Genomic DNA, 14,709 nt, shown 5'->3' with positions numbered 1-14,709 from the left:
TTTCATGGTGCTACCGGGCGTCTACGCCCCTCAGGAGGACACCGCCCTGCTGGTCGGGGCCCTGTCCGACGAGTCGCTGCCGCCCGGTGCGGCCGTTCTGGACGTGGGGACGGGCACGGGCGCCCTGGCGCTGGCAGCCGCCCGGCGGGGCGGCCGGGTCACCGCCGTGGACGTGTCACGGCGTGCCGTGTGGGCCGCCCGGCTGAACGCTTCACGGGCCGGCGTGCGCGTGCGCGTTCTGCGCGGCAACCTTTTCACTCCGGTACGGGGCGAGTCGTTCGACCTCGTCCTGGCCAATCCGCCGTACGTCCCGGCGCCGGGCGGCGGCCGCCGGCCGCGCGGTGCGGCCCGGGCCTGGGACGCCGGTCACGACGGCCGGCTGGTGCTGGACCGGATCTGCCGGGAGGCGCCCGCCCTGCTGCGGCCCGGCGGTGTGCTGCTGCTCGTGCAGTCCGCGCTGAGCGACCCCGGGCGGACCGTCGGGCACCTGCGGGAGGCCGGCCTGAAGGCCGCGGTGACCCGGCGGCAGCGGATCGCCTTCGGACCCGTGGTGCGCGGCCGGGAACGCTGGCTGCGGCAGCGGGGTCTGCTGTCCCTGGCCGACAACGAGGAGGAGCTGGTGGTCGTCCGTGCCGAACTCCCCGTCTGACACGCCCCGCCGGATCACCGTCCAGCGCCGGGGGCCGATGCTGGTGGAGGGGCCGGTGGAGGTCGAGCTGGAGGACGGCACGACGGTGTCCTCCGACCGCTTCCGGGTCGCCCTGTGCACCTGTCGCCGCAGCCGGCGCTACCCCTGGTGCGACACCAGCCACCGCGCCCGGTCGTCGGGGCGGGGTGACGGGCCGGCGGACGAGGGCTGAAGCCCGGCCGCCCGGCGGTGGTACCGGGGAACGGCGGACGGCCCCACTCCGCCCGCCGTCCCCGGTGCGGGACCGCGACCCGTCCACGCGGCGGCGCTCGCACTCCCCAGCGACGAGCAGCCGGTCACGTCGCGCGGACCGCGCGGTCCCGGTCTCTCAGAACGCGAAGACGCTCGTACTGCCCGCGTTCTTCACGCACTCGTTGGCGAAGGCGCGCTCGTAGGAGACGCGCCGGCCCTGCCAGACCCCGTCGACGGTGACGACGACCGGGGCGTACTCCCGGGTGCACAGCACACCGGTGTCGCCCGTCAGGGCGTCGAGGTCGCCGCCCGCGTCGCGCAGTTCCGCACAGGCCGGACCGGCGGCCGGGTGGGTGCCGGAGGCCCTCGGCGCACAGGTCAGGGTGACGGCGCGCAGCGGTGCGGCGGTGGCAGCGCTCTCTCCGTGCCCCACCGTCAGCACCAGGGCCGAGGGGGCGTAGAGCGACGCGGGGGCGGTGGCCGGGGAGGCGAGGGAGGCCCCGGCGAGGGGCCCGCAGACGGCGGTGGCCGTCAGGCCCAGAGTCGCTGCCCAGCGCGCGGTGTTCCGCATGGTGTGCATCCTTCCGCTCGGTTCGGGAGTGGTGCCGGCCCAGCCCGGTCGGAGCCGGAGCGGCGAGCGCGAGTCTGCCGAGTCCGCTGCCGAAAAACACATCGACCCCATGGGTTTCGGTAACCTTGCGTGTTGAATCAGTGGCGGGAAGTCACGGAATTAGAACGTTCCAAGTCCGGAACGGGGCGGTTCTTGATCATGTGTTCCGGCCGGATGGCGTGATCCCCCCGTTCGCCAATAGGCCGGAAACATCCCCGAAACGGTCCGGCACCCACCGGACCCCCCTCGGCCTACTCGCGAGTATGGTGCTGGCTGCGCGAGCTCGACGACGAGGGGCGGGACGTACGGATGGCGAAGCACTGGGCGGACTTCCAGTACGAGATCTACCTGAACGGGATGACGGGCGCGGTGCCGCGGCTGCCCACCGACCTGACCCGGCTGGAGGAGCTGACCGAGCGGCGGCTCGGCCCCGGTCCCGTGGGCTACGTCGCGGGCGCCGCGGGCGACGGCTCCACGGCCCGCGCCAACCGGCGGGCCCTGGAGCGGCGCCGGATCGTGCCGCGGATGCTGCGGGACGTGCACGAGCGGGACCTCTCGGTCGAGGTGCTGGGGCGCGCCCTGCCGGCTCCGCTGGCGCTGGCGCCCGTGGGCGTGCTGTCGATCATGCATCCGGACGCGGAGCGGGCCGCCGCCCGGGCCGCCGCCGCGCAGGGCGTGCCGTTCGTCCTGTCCTCGGCGTCCAGCACGCCGATGGAGCAGGTCGCGGAGGCGATGGGGGACGCCGAGCGCTGGTTCCAGCTGTACTGGCCGAAGGACCGCGAGGTGGCCCGCAGCTTCCTGGAGCGGGCGGGGGCGGCCGGGTTCACGGCCCTCTTCGTCACCCTGGACACCCCGCTGCTGTCGTGGCGCCCGCGCGATCTCGACCAGGCGTACCTGCCGTTCCTGCACAGGGTGGGCACCGCCAACTACTTCTCGGACCCGGCGTTCCGGGCGGGTCTGGCCAAGCCGGTGCACGAGGATCCGAACGCGGCGGTGATGCACTTCGTCGCCATGTTCTCCGACCCGGGCAAGACCTGGCCGGACCTGGCGTTCCTGCGGGAGAACTGGGACGGCCCGATCGTCCTCAAGGGCGTCCTGCACCCGGACGACGCCCGGCTCGCCGCCGACGCAGGGATGGACGGTGTGGTGGTGTCCAACCACGGCGGGCGTCAGGTGGCCGGTTCGGTCGCGGCTGCCGACGCGCTGCCGGGCGTGGTGGAGGCGGTCGGTGACCGGCTCACCGTGCTGTTCGACAGCGGCGTCCGCACCGGCGACGACGTCTTCAAGGCGCTCGCGCTCGGCGCGCGGGCGGTGCTGCTGGGCCGCCCGTACGTCTACGGCCTCGGCCTGGACGGGCAGGCGGGCGTCGAGCACGTGATCCGCTGTCTGCTCGCCGAACTCGATCTGACGCTCGCCCTGTCCGGACACGCCTCCCCCACCACGCCCGGCCCGGCCGACCTCGTGGAGGAGCGGGCCTGAGCTCCGGTCAGTGGTCCACGGCGGGCAGGCCGGCCAGGCCGGTGTCGCGCGGGATGCGGTCGACGGTCCCGTACAGGGCGCTGTCGGCGGCGATGACGGTCCCGACGCCGCCGGGCAGCAGGTCGCGCGGCCGGCACCAGTCGCGCAGCCGCGACTCGCCGACCCCGTCGGCGATCGGCTTGCCGGCGTGCCGGGCGAGGGTTTCGCCGAACGGCACGTCCAGGTGGTGACCGCGGGTCGGGCCCCGGTGGTCGGCGCGCGGCCGGGCGGGCATGTCGCCGTAGCGGTCGGCGTACAGGACGCCTTCGACCACGACGTGACACCCGGCGTCCAGGGCGTAGCGGGCCGTCAGGTCGATCAGGCCGGTGTTCGCGGCGCCGGGCCGGCCGCGCTCGCGGAGCACGACGCGGCGGAGGTCGTCCCGGCCGGCCGGAGGACCGGAGCCAGGCAGCGGCCGAACCGCTCACGGAGGCCGGCCGCGACGGACGACTCGCCCGAGGCGCTGTCGTCCCGCAGGACGACCGGCCGGGTTCCTCCGGTGCCCACCATCGCGACGGTCGCGGTACCGGCGGCCCGTGCCCCCCGCGGGGAGCGCCGGCCGCCGGGCGGGGCCGTCCTCAGCGGCGGTGGACGCTGACCGCGTAGCCGCCGCCGTCGTACGGGTCGGCGTCCCAGGTGGCGAAGCGGTCGGCGAGGGTGAGGCCGGCCGCGGCGCAGTGGGCGTCGTACTCCGCGAGGGTCAGGCTCGGTGGCACGGGAAGGTGGTCCCGGTCCAGGCCGAAGCCGGCGACGAGCAGGCCGCCCGGGTGCAGGGCCCGGGCGAGCGCGGCGGCGACGGCGGCCTCGGTGCCCGGGGCGAGGAGGGGAAAGACGTTGCCCGCGGCGACGACGAGGTCGAAGCCGGGGGCGACGCCCGCGGTGGCGGGGTCGAACTCCGAGAGGTCGGCCCGCAGCCAGGTCAGTCCCGGCGCGTTCCGGCGTGCCACGGCCAGCATGGAGGCGTCCTGGTCCACGCCCACGCCGTCGTACCCCAGGCGGGCGAGCTGGATCAGCACCCGCCCGGTGCCGCAGCCGGCGTCCAGCACCCGCGCTCCGGGCGGCACCAGCGTGGCGCAGAACCGCGCCTCGCCGTGCACGTCCTGTCCCCGGTCGGCGAGTTCCGCGAAACGAGCGGCGTACCGCTCACCGGACCGGCCACCGGTCAACTGCTCCCATCGGTTCATGGCGGCAAGCCTAGGTTCTGTCCGGGCGATCCTCCTCGCTCGCGTGTTCGTCGGAGCGGGATGGCAGGGTGCGTGCCGTGGAAGAGCTCATAGGCACCCGGAAACCGGTGCGCGGGATCGATGATCCGGACGAGGCGATCGCCGTGTCGGAGCGTGCCGTCCCGGGGCTGGTGGATCGCCGTCGGCGGGAGCCTGCCGTGTCCGACCGGCCCGCGGCCGAGGATGTCCTCGGTGCCCTCCTGCCTGCCGGTTTCACGTGTCTCTCCGAGCGGTGTTCCTTCTCCGGGTGCCGGTGCCCGCGGCACCGTCGCGACCGCGGCCATGACGCCCGTCCACGGCACGGACACGTCCGCCGCGTCGCCGGGTCACCCGCGGGCCCGGGCGTTCGCCGGGGGAAGCGCGTCGCCGTCGGCCGCGTCCAGGCCCGCGAGCAGGCGCAACCCGTCCTCCGCGGCGCTGCCGGGGGCCGCGGACAGCACCAGCAGCTCCACGCCCGGCGCGTCGGGCAGCGAGAAGTTCTCCTGGTGCAGTTCCAGCAGTCCGACCAGCGGGTGCCGGTAGGCCTTGCGACCGTGCGTGCGGGCGCGCACGTCCGCGCGGGCCCACAGGCGGCGGAAGCGCTCGCTGCCCATCGCCAGCTCGCCGACGAGCGAGGCCAGACGGGGGTCCTCGGGGTACTTCCCGGCGGCCAGCCGCAGGTGCCCGACCGCGTCGAGGGTGCAGGTCTCCCAGTCCGCGTAGAGGCCGCGCTCGGCCTCCTCGAGGAAGAGGTGCCGGGCGGTGTTCAGGCCCGTCACCGGCCGGCCGTGGAGGAGCCCGGCGAGGCGGTTGCCGGCGAGCACGTCCAGACGGTGGTTCATGATCAGCGCCGGTGCGCCGGCGACCAGGTCGAGGACGCGCAGCAGCTCCGGCCGGACCCGCCCGCCCGGCGCCTTCGCGGGGCGGCGGCGCTGCCGGGCGAGCCGGTGGAGGTGCCCGCGTTCGGTCCCGTCGAGGCCGAGGACGCGGGCGAGCGCGTCCAGGACCTGCTCGGAGGGCTGGGTCGCACGGCCCTGCTCCAGGCGCACGTAGTAGTCGACGCTGACTCCCGACAGGTGAGCGACCTCTTCGCGGCGCAGCCCCTCGACCCGGCGGCGGCGGTCGACGGGGATGCCGGCGGTAGCCGGGTCGACCCGGGCGCGCCGGGTCCGCAGGAAGCCCGCGAGATCATCCATGCGCCCAGTATGGCCCCGGCGCCGCCCGCGAAGGTGGTCCTGCCAGTACCAGGAAGCCCCGTCCGACGGAAGGGCCGTCCCTGAACGCCGGGCGCCGCGACGTCCAGGATCGGAGGCACCCGACCCGAAGGAGTCCCCGTGAAGACGCTGATCGTCCACGCCCACCCGGAGCCGAAGTCGCTCAACGGCTCGCTGAAGGACCTCGCGGTGTCCACGTTGGAGAGCGCCGGACACGAGGTACGGGTGAGCGATCTGTACGCGATGAACTGGAAGGCGGCCGTGGACGCCGCGGACTACGGCCCCCACGCCTCGAGTCCGCTGAGGGTCGCCCGGGACTCGGGCCGGGCCTTCGACGCCGGGGCGCTCACCCCGGACGTCCGCGCCGAGCAGGAGAAGCTGCTGTGGGCCGACACGGTCATCTTCCAGTTCCCGCTGTGGTGGTACACGATGCCCGCCGTCCTCAAGGGCTGGGTGGACCGGGTGTTCACCTTCCACTTCGCGTACGGCGTCGGTGAGCACAGCGACACCAGGTACGGCGAGCGGTTCGGCGAAGGCACCCTCGCGGGCAGGAGGGCCCTGCTGTCGGTGACCGTCGGCGGCCTGGAGTCGCACTACTCCGCTCGCGGGATCAACGGTCCCATCGACGATCTGCTGTTCCCGATCCAGCACGGCATCCTCTACTACCCGGGCCTCGAGGTGCTGCCGCCGTTCGTGCTGTACGGCACCGACCGCATGACCGTCGAGGACTACCCGGACGCCGCCAAGGCCTGGGAACGGCGCCTGCTCACCCTGGAGTCGACCGAGCCGATCGCGTTCCGGCGGCAGAACGCCGGCGACTACGCGATCCCCTCGCTGCACCTGAAGGAGGGGCTGGAGCCCGCGGGCCGTTCGGGTTTCGGGCTGCACGTGCGCGGCTGAGCGACGAGTTCCGGACGGGCGGCCGTCGCCCCCGCGCCGGCGCGGGGGCGACGGCGAGGACAGCTCCTACGTGCCCGGCAGATCCACGGGTCGTGCGGCCGGGGCCGTGCCGGAGCCGGCGATCGACAGGGCCCCGTCCGCGGCCGGCGCCTTCTCGATCCGCCAGCGCTGTCCGGCGGAGCCGTCGTGCACCTCGACGACGACGTCGGCGTCCGGCGCGCCGGTGGTGGCGGCGAGGGCGAGCCGGTTCTGCCGGCGCGGCAGCAGCGCGCCCTGCGCGGTGCGGTCGTAGCGCACGTCGTCGCCCCGCCCGGTCCCCTCGTCGGCGCAGGTACCGAGAACGACGACGCCGGCGTCCGCCTGCGAGTCCAGGCACAGCCCGGGGTCGGCGACGCTGCGCAGCAGGCCGTCGTCCTCCAGGGTCCACTGCTGCGTCCACGCCTCGGAGCACGCCGCCAGCCGGGTGCCCGCCCCGGCCTTCGGCTCGCCCCGGACGTCGAGGCAGAGCCCGGCGGCGACGTTGCGCAGCCGGGTGGGTTCCGCGGCCGTGGGCAGTCCGGCGGCGCCGGGCGGCTTCGGGCGGGAGGTCGCGGACGCCGTGCCCCGGCCGTCGACGGCGCTGGTGGACGCGGCCGGATCGGCGCCGCCGCCGTCGTACGACCACGCGTTCACCACGAGGGCGATCGCCAGCGCCCCCACCGAGGCGGCGCCGGCTCCTTTGAGCATCGACCGGACCGAGCGCGGCCGGCCCGGGAGCCGGCGGACGAGCGCGGGGAGCCGGGCCGGCAGGCCCGGGCGGCCGCCGCGGTGCCGGGCGGCGCCCCTGGCCTGCGTGCCCCGGCCCGCGCGGCCCGGGCGGGAATCGAGATAGCGCCGGGCGCCCCAGCCGAGCACCGCCTCCGCGATCAGCGGCCCCAGCTCGCTTTCGAAATGGGCGAGTTGTTCGGCCGCGTGGCGGCAGTGCCGGCACTCCGCCAGATGCTTCCGCACGTCCGGCAGCAGATCCCCGCCACGGCGTATCGGGACGTCGAGGAGGCGGTTGTGGAAACGGCAGTCCCGGGCCGGCGCGAGTTGCCGGTGCGCGTGCAGACAACCCTCACGGAATTTCTCACGCGCCTGTTCGAACGTGGCCGACGCGGTGTCGGTGTCCATGCCGAGGAGACCGGCCGGAACGGCAATGGGCTCGCCCTCGACCTCCGTGTGCCACAGCAGACAACGGGCCGGCCCGGGAAGGGACGCGAATGCGCGTGCGGCCAGGGTGCGGTTCTCCGGGATCAGGGACTTCGCCGCCCGCATACCGCGCCCCCCGGCGGGTTTGAGCAACTGCGGCAGGAGGCCGTTGACCGCGTCGTCGGCCGACCACTGGCGGACGGTGTCGCGCACGGCCACCAGCAGCCGCGGACGCAGGGCCGTGGCCGGTTCGCCCTGGGCGAGACGGTCCAGCACCCGGTGCTGGGCGGCGGCGGTGACCATGGCGGCGGTCTGCCCCGACGCGGCGAGGCAGATGGCCGCGTAGTCGTGGGCCGGTTGCCAGTGCCGGGCGGTCAGCAGCGCGGCGGCCCTGGCGGCCTCGCTCTCCGGACCGTCCCGGAGGCGGGCGGCCAGCCACTCGTCGGGCTCCCCGGGGTCCCGGCCGGAGGGCGGGTGGACGGGACGAGGGGGGTGGGGGATGGGCACTGAGCTGTTTCCTTCCCACGCACAGGTGACGCAGAAGCTCCGGTCGCCGAAAGGGAATTGATGTATACCTTTTGGGCGCGGCACGGGGGCGTGAATGCGCCACGGCGACACCGGACCCGGCTCCCCACGGTGCGCGCGAGACCCGGCCTTCACCCCCCGCACGAGTGCTTCACTCTCGCACGAACCACTCATGGTCAACAAGGCGTTCGGGAAACGTCGGGCCTCCGGGGAAGAAAGCCGGAATCCACGGAAACCGATGCCGTTTACACGGGTTTTCGGCCTTCCCGGCACGCCCCGTGCGAAAGGCCCGCACACGCCGGTGCGCCGCGCACGCTCCCGGCGTGCGCGGCGGCGTGGTGGACTGGCGACGGTCCTTCCCGGAAGGCCCCGCGCGGACCGGCGGCCCTCCCGCGCGCGAGGGCCGCCGGTCCCGTTCCCCCCGCCCTCGGCCGGCGGCCCCGGGAAGGGCCGCGCCGGGCGGGCTCAGATCTGCCAGGACCGCAGGCGGTCGGCCGCCCCGTAGACGTCGGCGTCACCGGTGAGCAGGTCGCGCGCGAGGTCGACCAGCGCGCCGTAGGGCGGGTCGATGCCGACGCCGCTGGCGAACATGTACGCCACGGCCGTCGCGCAGGCGAAGCGGGCGTTGGCCGACGGCAGGGGCCTGAGCACGGCGAGGGTGTGCAGCAGGGCGGCGGCCCGCCAGGCGGGGTCGGAGTCCACCCCGAGGCGGGGCGGATCGACGCGGTGCCGCGCGGCGGCGGCGACCAGTGCGGAGAAGTCGTTGATCGTGGGCTGCTCCGGCAGCACCTCCTCGTGACGCTGGAGCAGCCAGGGCACGTCGATGTGCAGGGCGGGTGCCATGGGTCAGGCGACCCGCCCCTCGCCCCGGGCGGACGGTGGTTCGTCGTCGGGAAAGGCGGCCGCGAACTCGTCGGCGTGGGCGGTGAAGAACCGGCGGAACGCCTCCGCGCCCTCCTGCAGCGCCCGGTGCCGGGCTATGTCGGCGGCGGCGGCCTCCCGCACGAGCGCCTTCATCGACGTACCGCGTTCCTTGGCGATCTGCCGCAGGTCCTCGAGCTCGCGGTCACTGAACTCCACGTTCAGAGCTGGCATGCCTCCCACGGTACCGCGCGGGTACTGAACCGTAAATACCCCCAGGTCAGAGCAGGAGCGCGACGGTACCGCGGGAAGCGAACGGGTGAGCGGACGGTCAGCCCTGGTCCGCCACGAAGGACGCCATGCGGGCCAGTGCCGCGTTCCAGTTGATGGTGTGCTCGTTGGTCGACCAGGACTGGATGTCGTCGATGTAGCAGAACTGGCCGACGCAGCCCTGGAGCTTGCTCTGCGCGTAGGGGTCCTGGATGGCCGAGTTCGGTCCGCCGGACAGGGTGCCGTCCGGCGGGTCGGGCAGGGAGGGGTCGAGCTGGCGGGCGTACCAGCGGCTGTGCTGGTGGTGAGCGTTGACCTCGCCGTAGCCGGTGACGTAGGAGATGTTCAGCGCGTTGCGGCCCAGGATGTAGTCCATGGTCTGGACGGCGCCGTCACGGTAGGCGGAACCGCCGGTGATGTCGTAGGCGGAGGCGAGGACGACCGCGTTGTTGAGGACCTGGGCACTGGAGCCCCAGTCGTAGACGTTGCCCTCGGGGGCGTACGGCATCCCGTAGGGGTGCGCCTTCAGCGTGGCGAGATAGCGGTCGGCGCCCTTCACGACGGAGCGGCGCACGGCGTCCCGGCCGGGGAGCCGGTTCGGCACGGTGGCCAGGTCGAGGCGGGCGGCCGCCGCGGTGCGCGCCCAGTCGAAGCCGAGCGGGACGAAGATGTCGGCGGTGTGGACGGGGGACGCCAGCACGTACTTCTCGAACGTCCGCTCCCCCGTGGTCAGGTACAGCTCGGCGGCCGCCCAGTAGAACTCGTCGTCCACCCGGCTGTCGGGGTAGGCCCCGCCGCCGATGCCGTCGCTCTCGTCGGCCAGCACGTCCGGATGGGCGAGTGCCGCGGTCCAGGCCGTGCGTGCGGCGTCGAGCGCCTTCGCCGCGAAGGCCCGGTCGTGGGGCCGGTAGAGGCGGGCCGCCTGGGCGGCCGTCGCCGCCAGGTTGAGGGTGGCCGCGGTGGTCGGGGCGTGCAGTTCGCGCTTCTGCGGGTCGTCGCCCGGCAGCAGCGGCAGCCCGGTCCACTGCGCGTCGTGGATCTTGTGGTGGGCCATTCCGGCCAGCGGCTGCCCGGCCGGCACCTGCATCTTCAGCAGGAACTCCAGCTCCCAGCGGGCCTCGTCGAGGATGTCCGGCACCCCGTTCCCGCTCTCCGGGATCGCGAGCGTGCCGTCACCGAGCTTCGACGGCTCCCCCGTGCGGGCGTGCAGCGAGCGCTCGTAGGTGCTCAGCAGCTCCCAGGTGGAGATGCCGCCGTTGACGACGTACTTGCCGTGGTCGCCGGCGTCGTACCAGCCGCCGGAGACGTCCAGGGTGTAGTCGCACGCGCCGGGCCGGCAGGGCACCTCGGTGTCGCCCTGGTTGGGTGCCGCGCCCACGTGCCCGGCGGGGCGGGCGTAGCCGGGGCGCAGCTCGTCGCTGATGGCGATGCCGCTGCGCTGTGTGTAGTAGTACTTCGCGGAGTCGACGCGCAGCCGCTCGTAGGCGGCCGTGCCGATGTCGAACGGGCGGCTGGTCTCCCCGTCGGCGACCAGGGTGTAGCCGTCGCCGCGCCGCGTGTAGCGGCCGAAGTCGATCGAGTGGACGTTCTGCCCGGAGGAGGCGTCGACGCCGCGCGGCACGCTCCGGCCGTGGGCCACGACCCGGCCGCCGGCGTTCTTGAGCTGCCAGGGCAGAGGCGCCCTCGCGTCGGTGACCAGCGTGGCGTTCTTCGGTCCGGACGGCAGGTAGCCGACCTGGTTGACCCGCACCCTCGGTCCGGTGTCGGGGACGTACGGCTCCGGTGCCACGCCGCCCAGCAGGGACACGTCGTCCACGCAGAAGCGCCAGGCGTCGGGGGTGCCGCCGAGCTGGAAGCCGACCTGCCCCTGGGTGGTGTCGACGGGCGAGGTGAAGGTGTACGAGTAGGTGTTGCCGGAGACGCTCAGCTGGGGGCTGACCTCGTAGTAGGTGTCGTAGGGGGACACCGACAGGCCAACGATCGCCCGGACCACGTGGTCGGCGGGATCGCCGGTCGCGGTGAAGGAGAACCGGTACGACTCCCCCGCGACCAGGGTGATGTCGTTCTGGCCGACGGCGGCGTCCCAGCGGTTGGCGGTGCCGCCGGGGACGTCGGCGCACAGCCGGCCGTCGGACACGCCGGCGGTGACGCCGCTGCTCGCCCACCAGGAGTCGGTGCCGCTGTCGAAGGTGCCGTTCCTGACCTGCTCGGTCTCGTCGGCCCCGGCCGGGGCGGCGGGCAGCGCGGTGACGGCCGCCGCGAGCAGGGCCGTCAGGGAGACGAGCGCGGTTCTGCGTCTTTTCACGTCCGGGCTCCTCGGGGATGAGGGACGGGCAGCGCCACCCGGAATCATGGGAGCGCTCCCAACAAAGGTCGAGGGCCATGGTTGTGGCAGACATGACAGCCCGTCAACGGTCCGGACGGATCCGTTCCCGTCCGGACCGGGGCGCTGCGGTCAGACGGCGGGCGCCTCCAGCCGGCTGATCCGCACCGCTCCCCGCGCCTCACCGGGGTGACGGCTCGTCAGCGTCAGCCGGACCCGGGAACCGCGTACCGGGTCGAAGGTGATCACCGTGGGGGCGTCGGACGCGGTGGCCCACTCGACGCGGGCGCCTTCGGCCGTCCGCCACGCGCGGCCGTCCCAGACGGCGACCTCCACCGCGGCGGGCAGGCTGTGCGCGGCGTCCGCGGTGAAGGAGACCTCGATGCGGCCGTAGCGGCGGGTCCGCCCGTGGTCCACCGAGACCCAGTCCTCGGCGCGGGCGCCCTCGAAGGCGGGCAGCAGGGCGGTGGCCGCCTTGTGGAAGCCGTTGGACCAGCCGGTGGCCGGGTCGCCGTCGAGCATGGCGGCGGGCAGGGTGTCGGGGCGCCCGGAGTAGCTCGCGTCCGCGTGCGGGTGGTCCACCGGCGCCGGGTGCTCGGGCGCGAACCGCGGGGCCGGGGTGGTCGCGGGGGACGCGGCCCGCCGGGCGCGTACGGTCGCCGTGTCCGCGCGCAGCCCCTCCGCACGGGCGGTCACGCGCACCGTCCCCGGCCGCGTGCCGGAGCGCACAATGGCGAGGGCCTTGCCGTGGAAGGCGGTCCGGGTGCTCGCCTGGTACCGCTCGGCGCTCTCCTGGCGGCCGTTGTCCACCCCGGCGAGGGAGCCGCCCGCGACCTCGAAGGAGATCAGGTGCCCGGCGTCGGGCACCACCACCCCGCGCCGGTCGACCACCTCGGCGGTCACGAAGACCAGGGAGCGGCCGTCGGCGGCGACGGCCTCCCGGTCCGGGGTGAGGCGCACGGCGTGCGGCGCCCCGGCGGTGCGCAGGACGTCGGTGGCGACGGTCCTGCCGCCGCGCCGGGCGACCGCCTTCAGCTCGCCCGGCGCGAAGGGCACCTTCCAGGTCAGGTGGAGCTTGCCCGCGCTGCCGTTCGGGCTGGTGTAACTGCCGGGCCAGGGGCCGTCGGTGAAGGTCTTGTCGTCGCCGGTGGCCTCGGTGGTCTCCAGGTAGGTCCGCCCGTCCACCGTCTTCTTGGTGTCGAACCGGCGTACGCCGAGGGACTTCCCGTTCAGGAACAGCTCGACGGTGTCGACGTTCGCGTACGCCCACACCTCGACGGTGTCGCCCTCGCGGTGGTTCCAGGTCTCCGGCAGCAGGTGGACCATCGGCTCGTCGGTCCACTGGCTGCGGAACAGGTGGTACATGTCCTTCGGGAAGCCCGCGGTGTCGACCGCGCCGAAGAAGGACGCCTTCACGGGGAAGACGTCGTAGGGCGTGGGCTCCCCGATGTAGTCGATGCCCGACCACAGGAACTGCCCGGCGAACCACCTGCGGTCCCGGTCCTTCTTGTGCCCGTACTCGCCGCTCATGGTCCAGGAGGCGAGGTTGTTGTCGTACGACGAGGTCGCCCGCCCGCCGGGCGTGTGGTTCTCACCGGTGTTGAGGTGCTCGGGCTCCTGGTAGGTGCCGCGCGTGGAGGTCTCGGAGGACGACTCGGACTCGAACAGGAACAGGTGCGGATAGGCCGCGTGCAGGGCGTCCACCGACTTGGCGGTGTTGTAGTTGAGGCCGAGTCCGTCGAGCTTGGCCAGCATCAGGTCGGCCGCCGAGCCCCTGGCGGGCAGCCGACGGTACTTGTCGGAGCCGATGACGAGCGGCCGGGTGGCGTCGGCGGCCCGGATCGCGGCGATGATCCGGTCGGCCATCGCGAGTCCGGCGGTGGAGGTGGAGTCGGGGATCTCGTTGCCGATCGACCACATGACGACGGCGGGCGAGTTGCGGGCCGCGAGCACCATCTCGGTGGCGTCCCGCTCGCACCACTCGTCGAAGAACCGGCCGTAGTCGTAGCGGTTCTTGCCGGTGCGCCAGCAGTCGAAGGCCTCGACCAGCATCACGATGCCCAGTTCCTCGCAGACCTCGGTCATCTCGGGCGAGGGCGGGTTGTGGGAGGTGCGGAAGGCGTTGACGCCCATCGACTTCATCAGGGTCATCTGCCGGCGGACCGCGTCGACGCTGACGGCCGCGCCGAGCGCGCCGAGGTCGTGGTGCAGGTCGACGCCCTTGAGCTTGGCGTGGACCCCGTTGAGGTGGAAGCCCTCGTCGGGGTCGATGCGGAAGGTGCGGACGCCGAAGGGGGTGCGGTAGGTGTCGACCGTGCGCCCGCCGACGCGCAGTTCGGTGCGCAGGGTGTAGCGGTGCGGGTCCGCGAAGTCCCACAGGCGGGGGCGGCGGACGGTGAGTTCGTGGATCTCGCTCCGGTCGTCCGCGACGGTGACCGTGGAGGCGGTGCGGGCCACCGTCCGCCCCTCGGCGTCCTCGACCGCCGACCTGATCTCGACCTCGCGGGCGGTGCCCGTGGCGTTGACCACCGACGTCTCCACCCGGACGAGGGCCCGCTCGCCGCTCACCTCGGGCGTGGTGACGTACGTGCCCCAGCGCCGCACGTGCACCGGTTCGGTGACGACGAGCCGGGCCTGCCGGTAGATCCCGCTGCCCGAGTACCAGCGGCTGCTGGGCAGTTGGTTGCGCACCTCGACCGCGAGGACGTTCTCGGTGCGGCCGTCGGTGTGCACCAGGCCGGTGAGGTCGAGGGCGAAACCGGTGTACCCGTAGGGATGACGGCCGACCTCCCGACCGTTGCAGTGGACGCGGGAGTCCATGTAGACGCCGTCGAACTCGACCGAGATCCGCTTCCCGGCCAGTGCGGGCGGCAGGGTGAAGGCGAGGCGGTACCAGCCGAGGCCGCCCGGCAGGAAGCCGGTGCCGCTGGTGGTGCCGTGCTCGGTGGTGGGCGTCTGCTCGATGCTCCAGTCGTGCGGGACGGCCACCTCCCGCCACGCCGAGTCGTCGTAGTCCGGTTCGGCGGCCCGCGCGTACGCCCCGGTCGGGTCGGTGGTCCCGCCCGGATCGACCAGGGCGAAGCGCCAGCCGTCCCGCAGGGCGAGCGTGCGGCGGCCCGTGCCCTCTTCCGCCGCGTCCACGGCCCAAGCCGACGGGGCGCCCGCCAGGACGCCCGCCGTGGGCGCCGCCGCGGAGGCGATCAGGACCGATCTGCGCGTGACCGTCATGCCGGATC

At 74.1% G+C, this 14,709-nt stretch carries 12 protein-coding genes and 1 pseudogene; 4 read left to right on the top strand and 9 right to left on the bottom strand.

Annotated features, from left to right (window positions below):
* The first annotated feature begins 4 nt into the window (after positions 1-4).
* Together ACZ4V6_RS25185 and ACZ4V6_RS25180 are read left to right on the top strand one after the other, a co-directional pair.
* Positions 5-649 (top strand): HemK2/MTQ2 family protein methyltransferase, encoded by a 645-nt coding sequence (locus ACZ4V6_RS25185; RefSeq protein ID WP_467831380.1) that lies wholly within the window; start codon positions 5-7, stop codon positions 647-649.
* Positions 630-860: a CDGSH iron-sulfur domain-containing protein gene (locus tag ACZ4V6_RS25180; protein WP_467831377.1), complete on the top strand. Its 231-nt coding sequence runs from the start codon at positions 630-632 to the stop codon at positions 858-860. The genes ACZ4V6_RS25185 and ACZ4V6_RS25180 overlap by 20 nt, the downstream gene beginning before the upstream one ends.
* Before the next feature lie 156 nt (positions 861-1,016).
* On the opposite strand, the gene ACZ4V6_RS25175 is transcribed toward ACZ4V6_RS25180, so the two are convergent.
* On the bottom strand, positions 1,017-1,451 hold the full coding sequence (locus ACZ4V6_RS25175) for a protease inhibitor (RefSeq protein ID WP_467831375.1): 435 nt from the start codon (positions 1,449-1,451) through the stop codon (positions 1,017-1,019).
* A 348-nt stretch (positions 1,452-1,799) separates the two neighbouring features.
* Here ACZ4V6_RS25175 and ACZ4V6_RS25170 point away from each other — a divergent pair, with 348 nt between their 5' ends.
* A complete protein-coding gene (locus tag ACZ4V6_RS25170; protein WP_467831372.1) occupies positions 1,800-2,969 on the top strand; it encodes a lactate 2-monooxygenase in 1,170 nt (389 codons plus the stop codon).
* Between the two features lie 7 nt (positions 2,970-2,976).
* On the opposite strand, the pseudogene ACZ4V6_RS25165 reads toward ACZ4V6_RS25170, so the two are convergent.
* The 3 genes and pseudogenes from ACZ4V6_RS25165 to ACZ4V6_RS25155 all read right to left on the bottom strand — a co-directional run bounded on the left by ACZ4V6_RS25165 (position 2,977) and on the right by ACZ4V6_RS25155 (position 5,406).
* Positions 2,977-3,518, bottom strand: a pseudogene (locus ACZ4V6_RS25165) (P-loop NTPase family protein).
* A gap of 68 nt (positions 3,519-3,586) precedes the next feature.
* Positions 3,587-4,192, bottom strand: a complete 606-nt coding sequence (locus ACZ4V6_RS25160; RefSeq protein WP_467831369.1) for a methyltransferase domain-containing protein — start codon at positions 4,190-4,192, stop codon at positions 3,587-3,589.
* 365 nt (positions 4,193-4,557) lie between these two features.
* Positions 4,558-5,406 (bottom strand): helix-turn-helix transcriptional regulator, encoded by an 849-nt coding sequence (locus ACZ4V6_RS25155; RefSeq protein ID WP_467831366.1) that lies wholly within the window; start codon positions 5,404-5,406, stop codon positions 4,558-4,560.
* Between the two features lie 138 nt (positions 5,407-5,544).
* Between ACZ4V6_RS25155 and ACZ4V6_RS25150 the strand changes: the two genes are divergently transcribed.
* Positions 5,545-6,324, top strand: coding sequence for an NAD(P)H-dependent oxidoreductase (locus ACZ4V6_RS25150; RefSeq protein WP_467831364.1), 780 nt, complete (start codon positions 5,545-5,547; stop codon positions 6,322-6,324).
* Positions 6,325-6,390: 66 nt separating this feature from the next.
* On the opposite strand, the gene ACZ4V6_RS25145 is transcribed toward ACZ4V6_RS25150, so the two are convergent.
* From ACZ4V6_RS25145 to ACZ4V6_RS25125, 5 genes are all read right to left on the bottom strand, one after another.
* Entirely contained in the window at positions 6,391-8,001 is a 1,611-nt protein-coding gene (locus ACZ4V6_RS25145) for an RICIN domain-containing protein (protein ID WP_467831362.1), read from the bottom strand.
* Positions 8,002-8,484: 483 nt separating this feature from the next.
* Complete coding sequence (locus tag ACZ4V6_RS25140) at positions 8,485-8,862, bottom strand: toxin Doc (protein WP_467831359.1); 378 nt, start codon at positions 8,860-8,862, stop codon at positions 8,485-8,487.
* 3 nt (positions 8,863-8,865) lie between these two features.
* Positions 8,866-9,114 carry a hypothetical protein gene (locus ACZ4V6_RS25135; RefSeq protein ID WP_467831357.1) on the bottom strand — a complete coding sequence of 83 codons (249 nt, stop codon included), beginning with the start codon at positions 9,112-9,114 and terminating at the stop codon, positions 8,866-8,868.
* Between the two features lie 97 nt (positions 9,115-9,211).
* Complete coding sequence (locus ACZ4V6_RS25130) at positions 9,212-11,455, bottom strand: glycoside hydrolase family 9 protein (protein WP_467831354.1); 2,244 nt, start codon at positions 11,453-11,455, stop codon at positions 9,212-9,214.
* A gap of 150 nt (positions 11,456-11,605) precedes the next feature.
* The gene (locus tag ACZ4V6_RS25125; RefSeq protein ID WP_467831351.1) at positions 11,606-14,701 is read right to left on the bottom strand and encodes a glycoside hydrolase family 2 TIM barrel-domain containing protein; all 3,096 of its coding nucleotides are present in this window, start codon (positions 14,699-14,701) and stop codon (positions 11,606-11,608) included.
* Positions 14,702-14,709 lie beyond the last annotated feature (8 nt).

Source organism: Streptomyces sp. NPDC029152 (assembly GCF_055564355.1).
The sequence above is the reverse complement of the archived record's forward strand: the minus strand, read 5'-3'. Positions and strand labels throughout refer to the sequence as shown.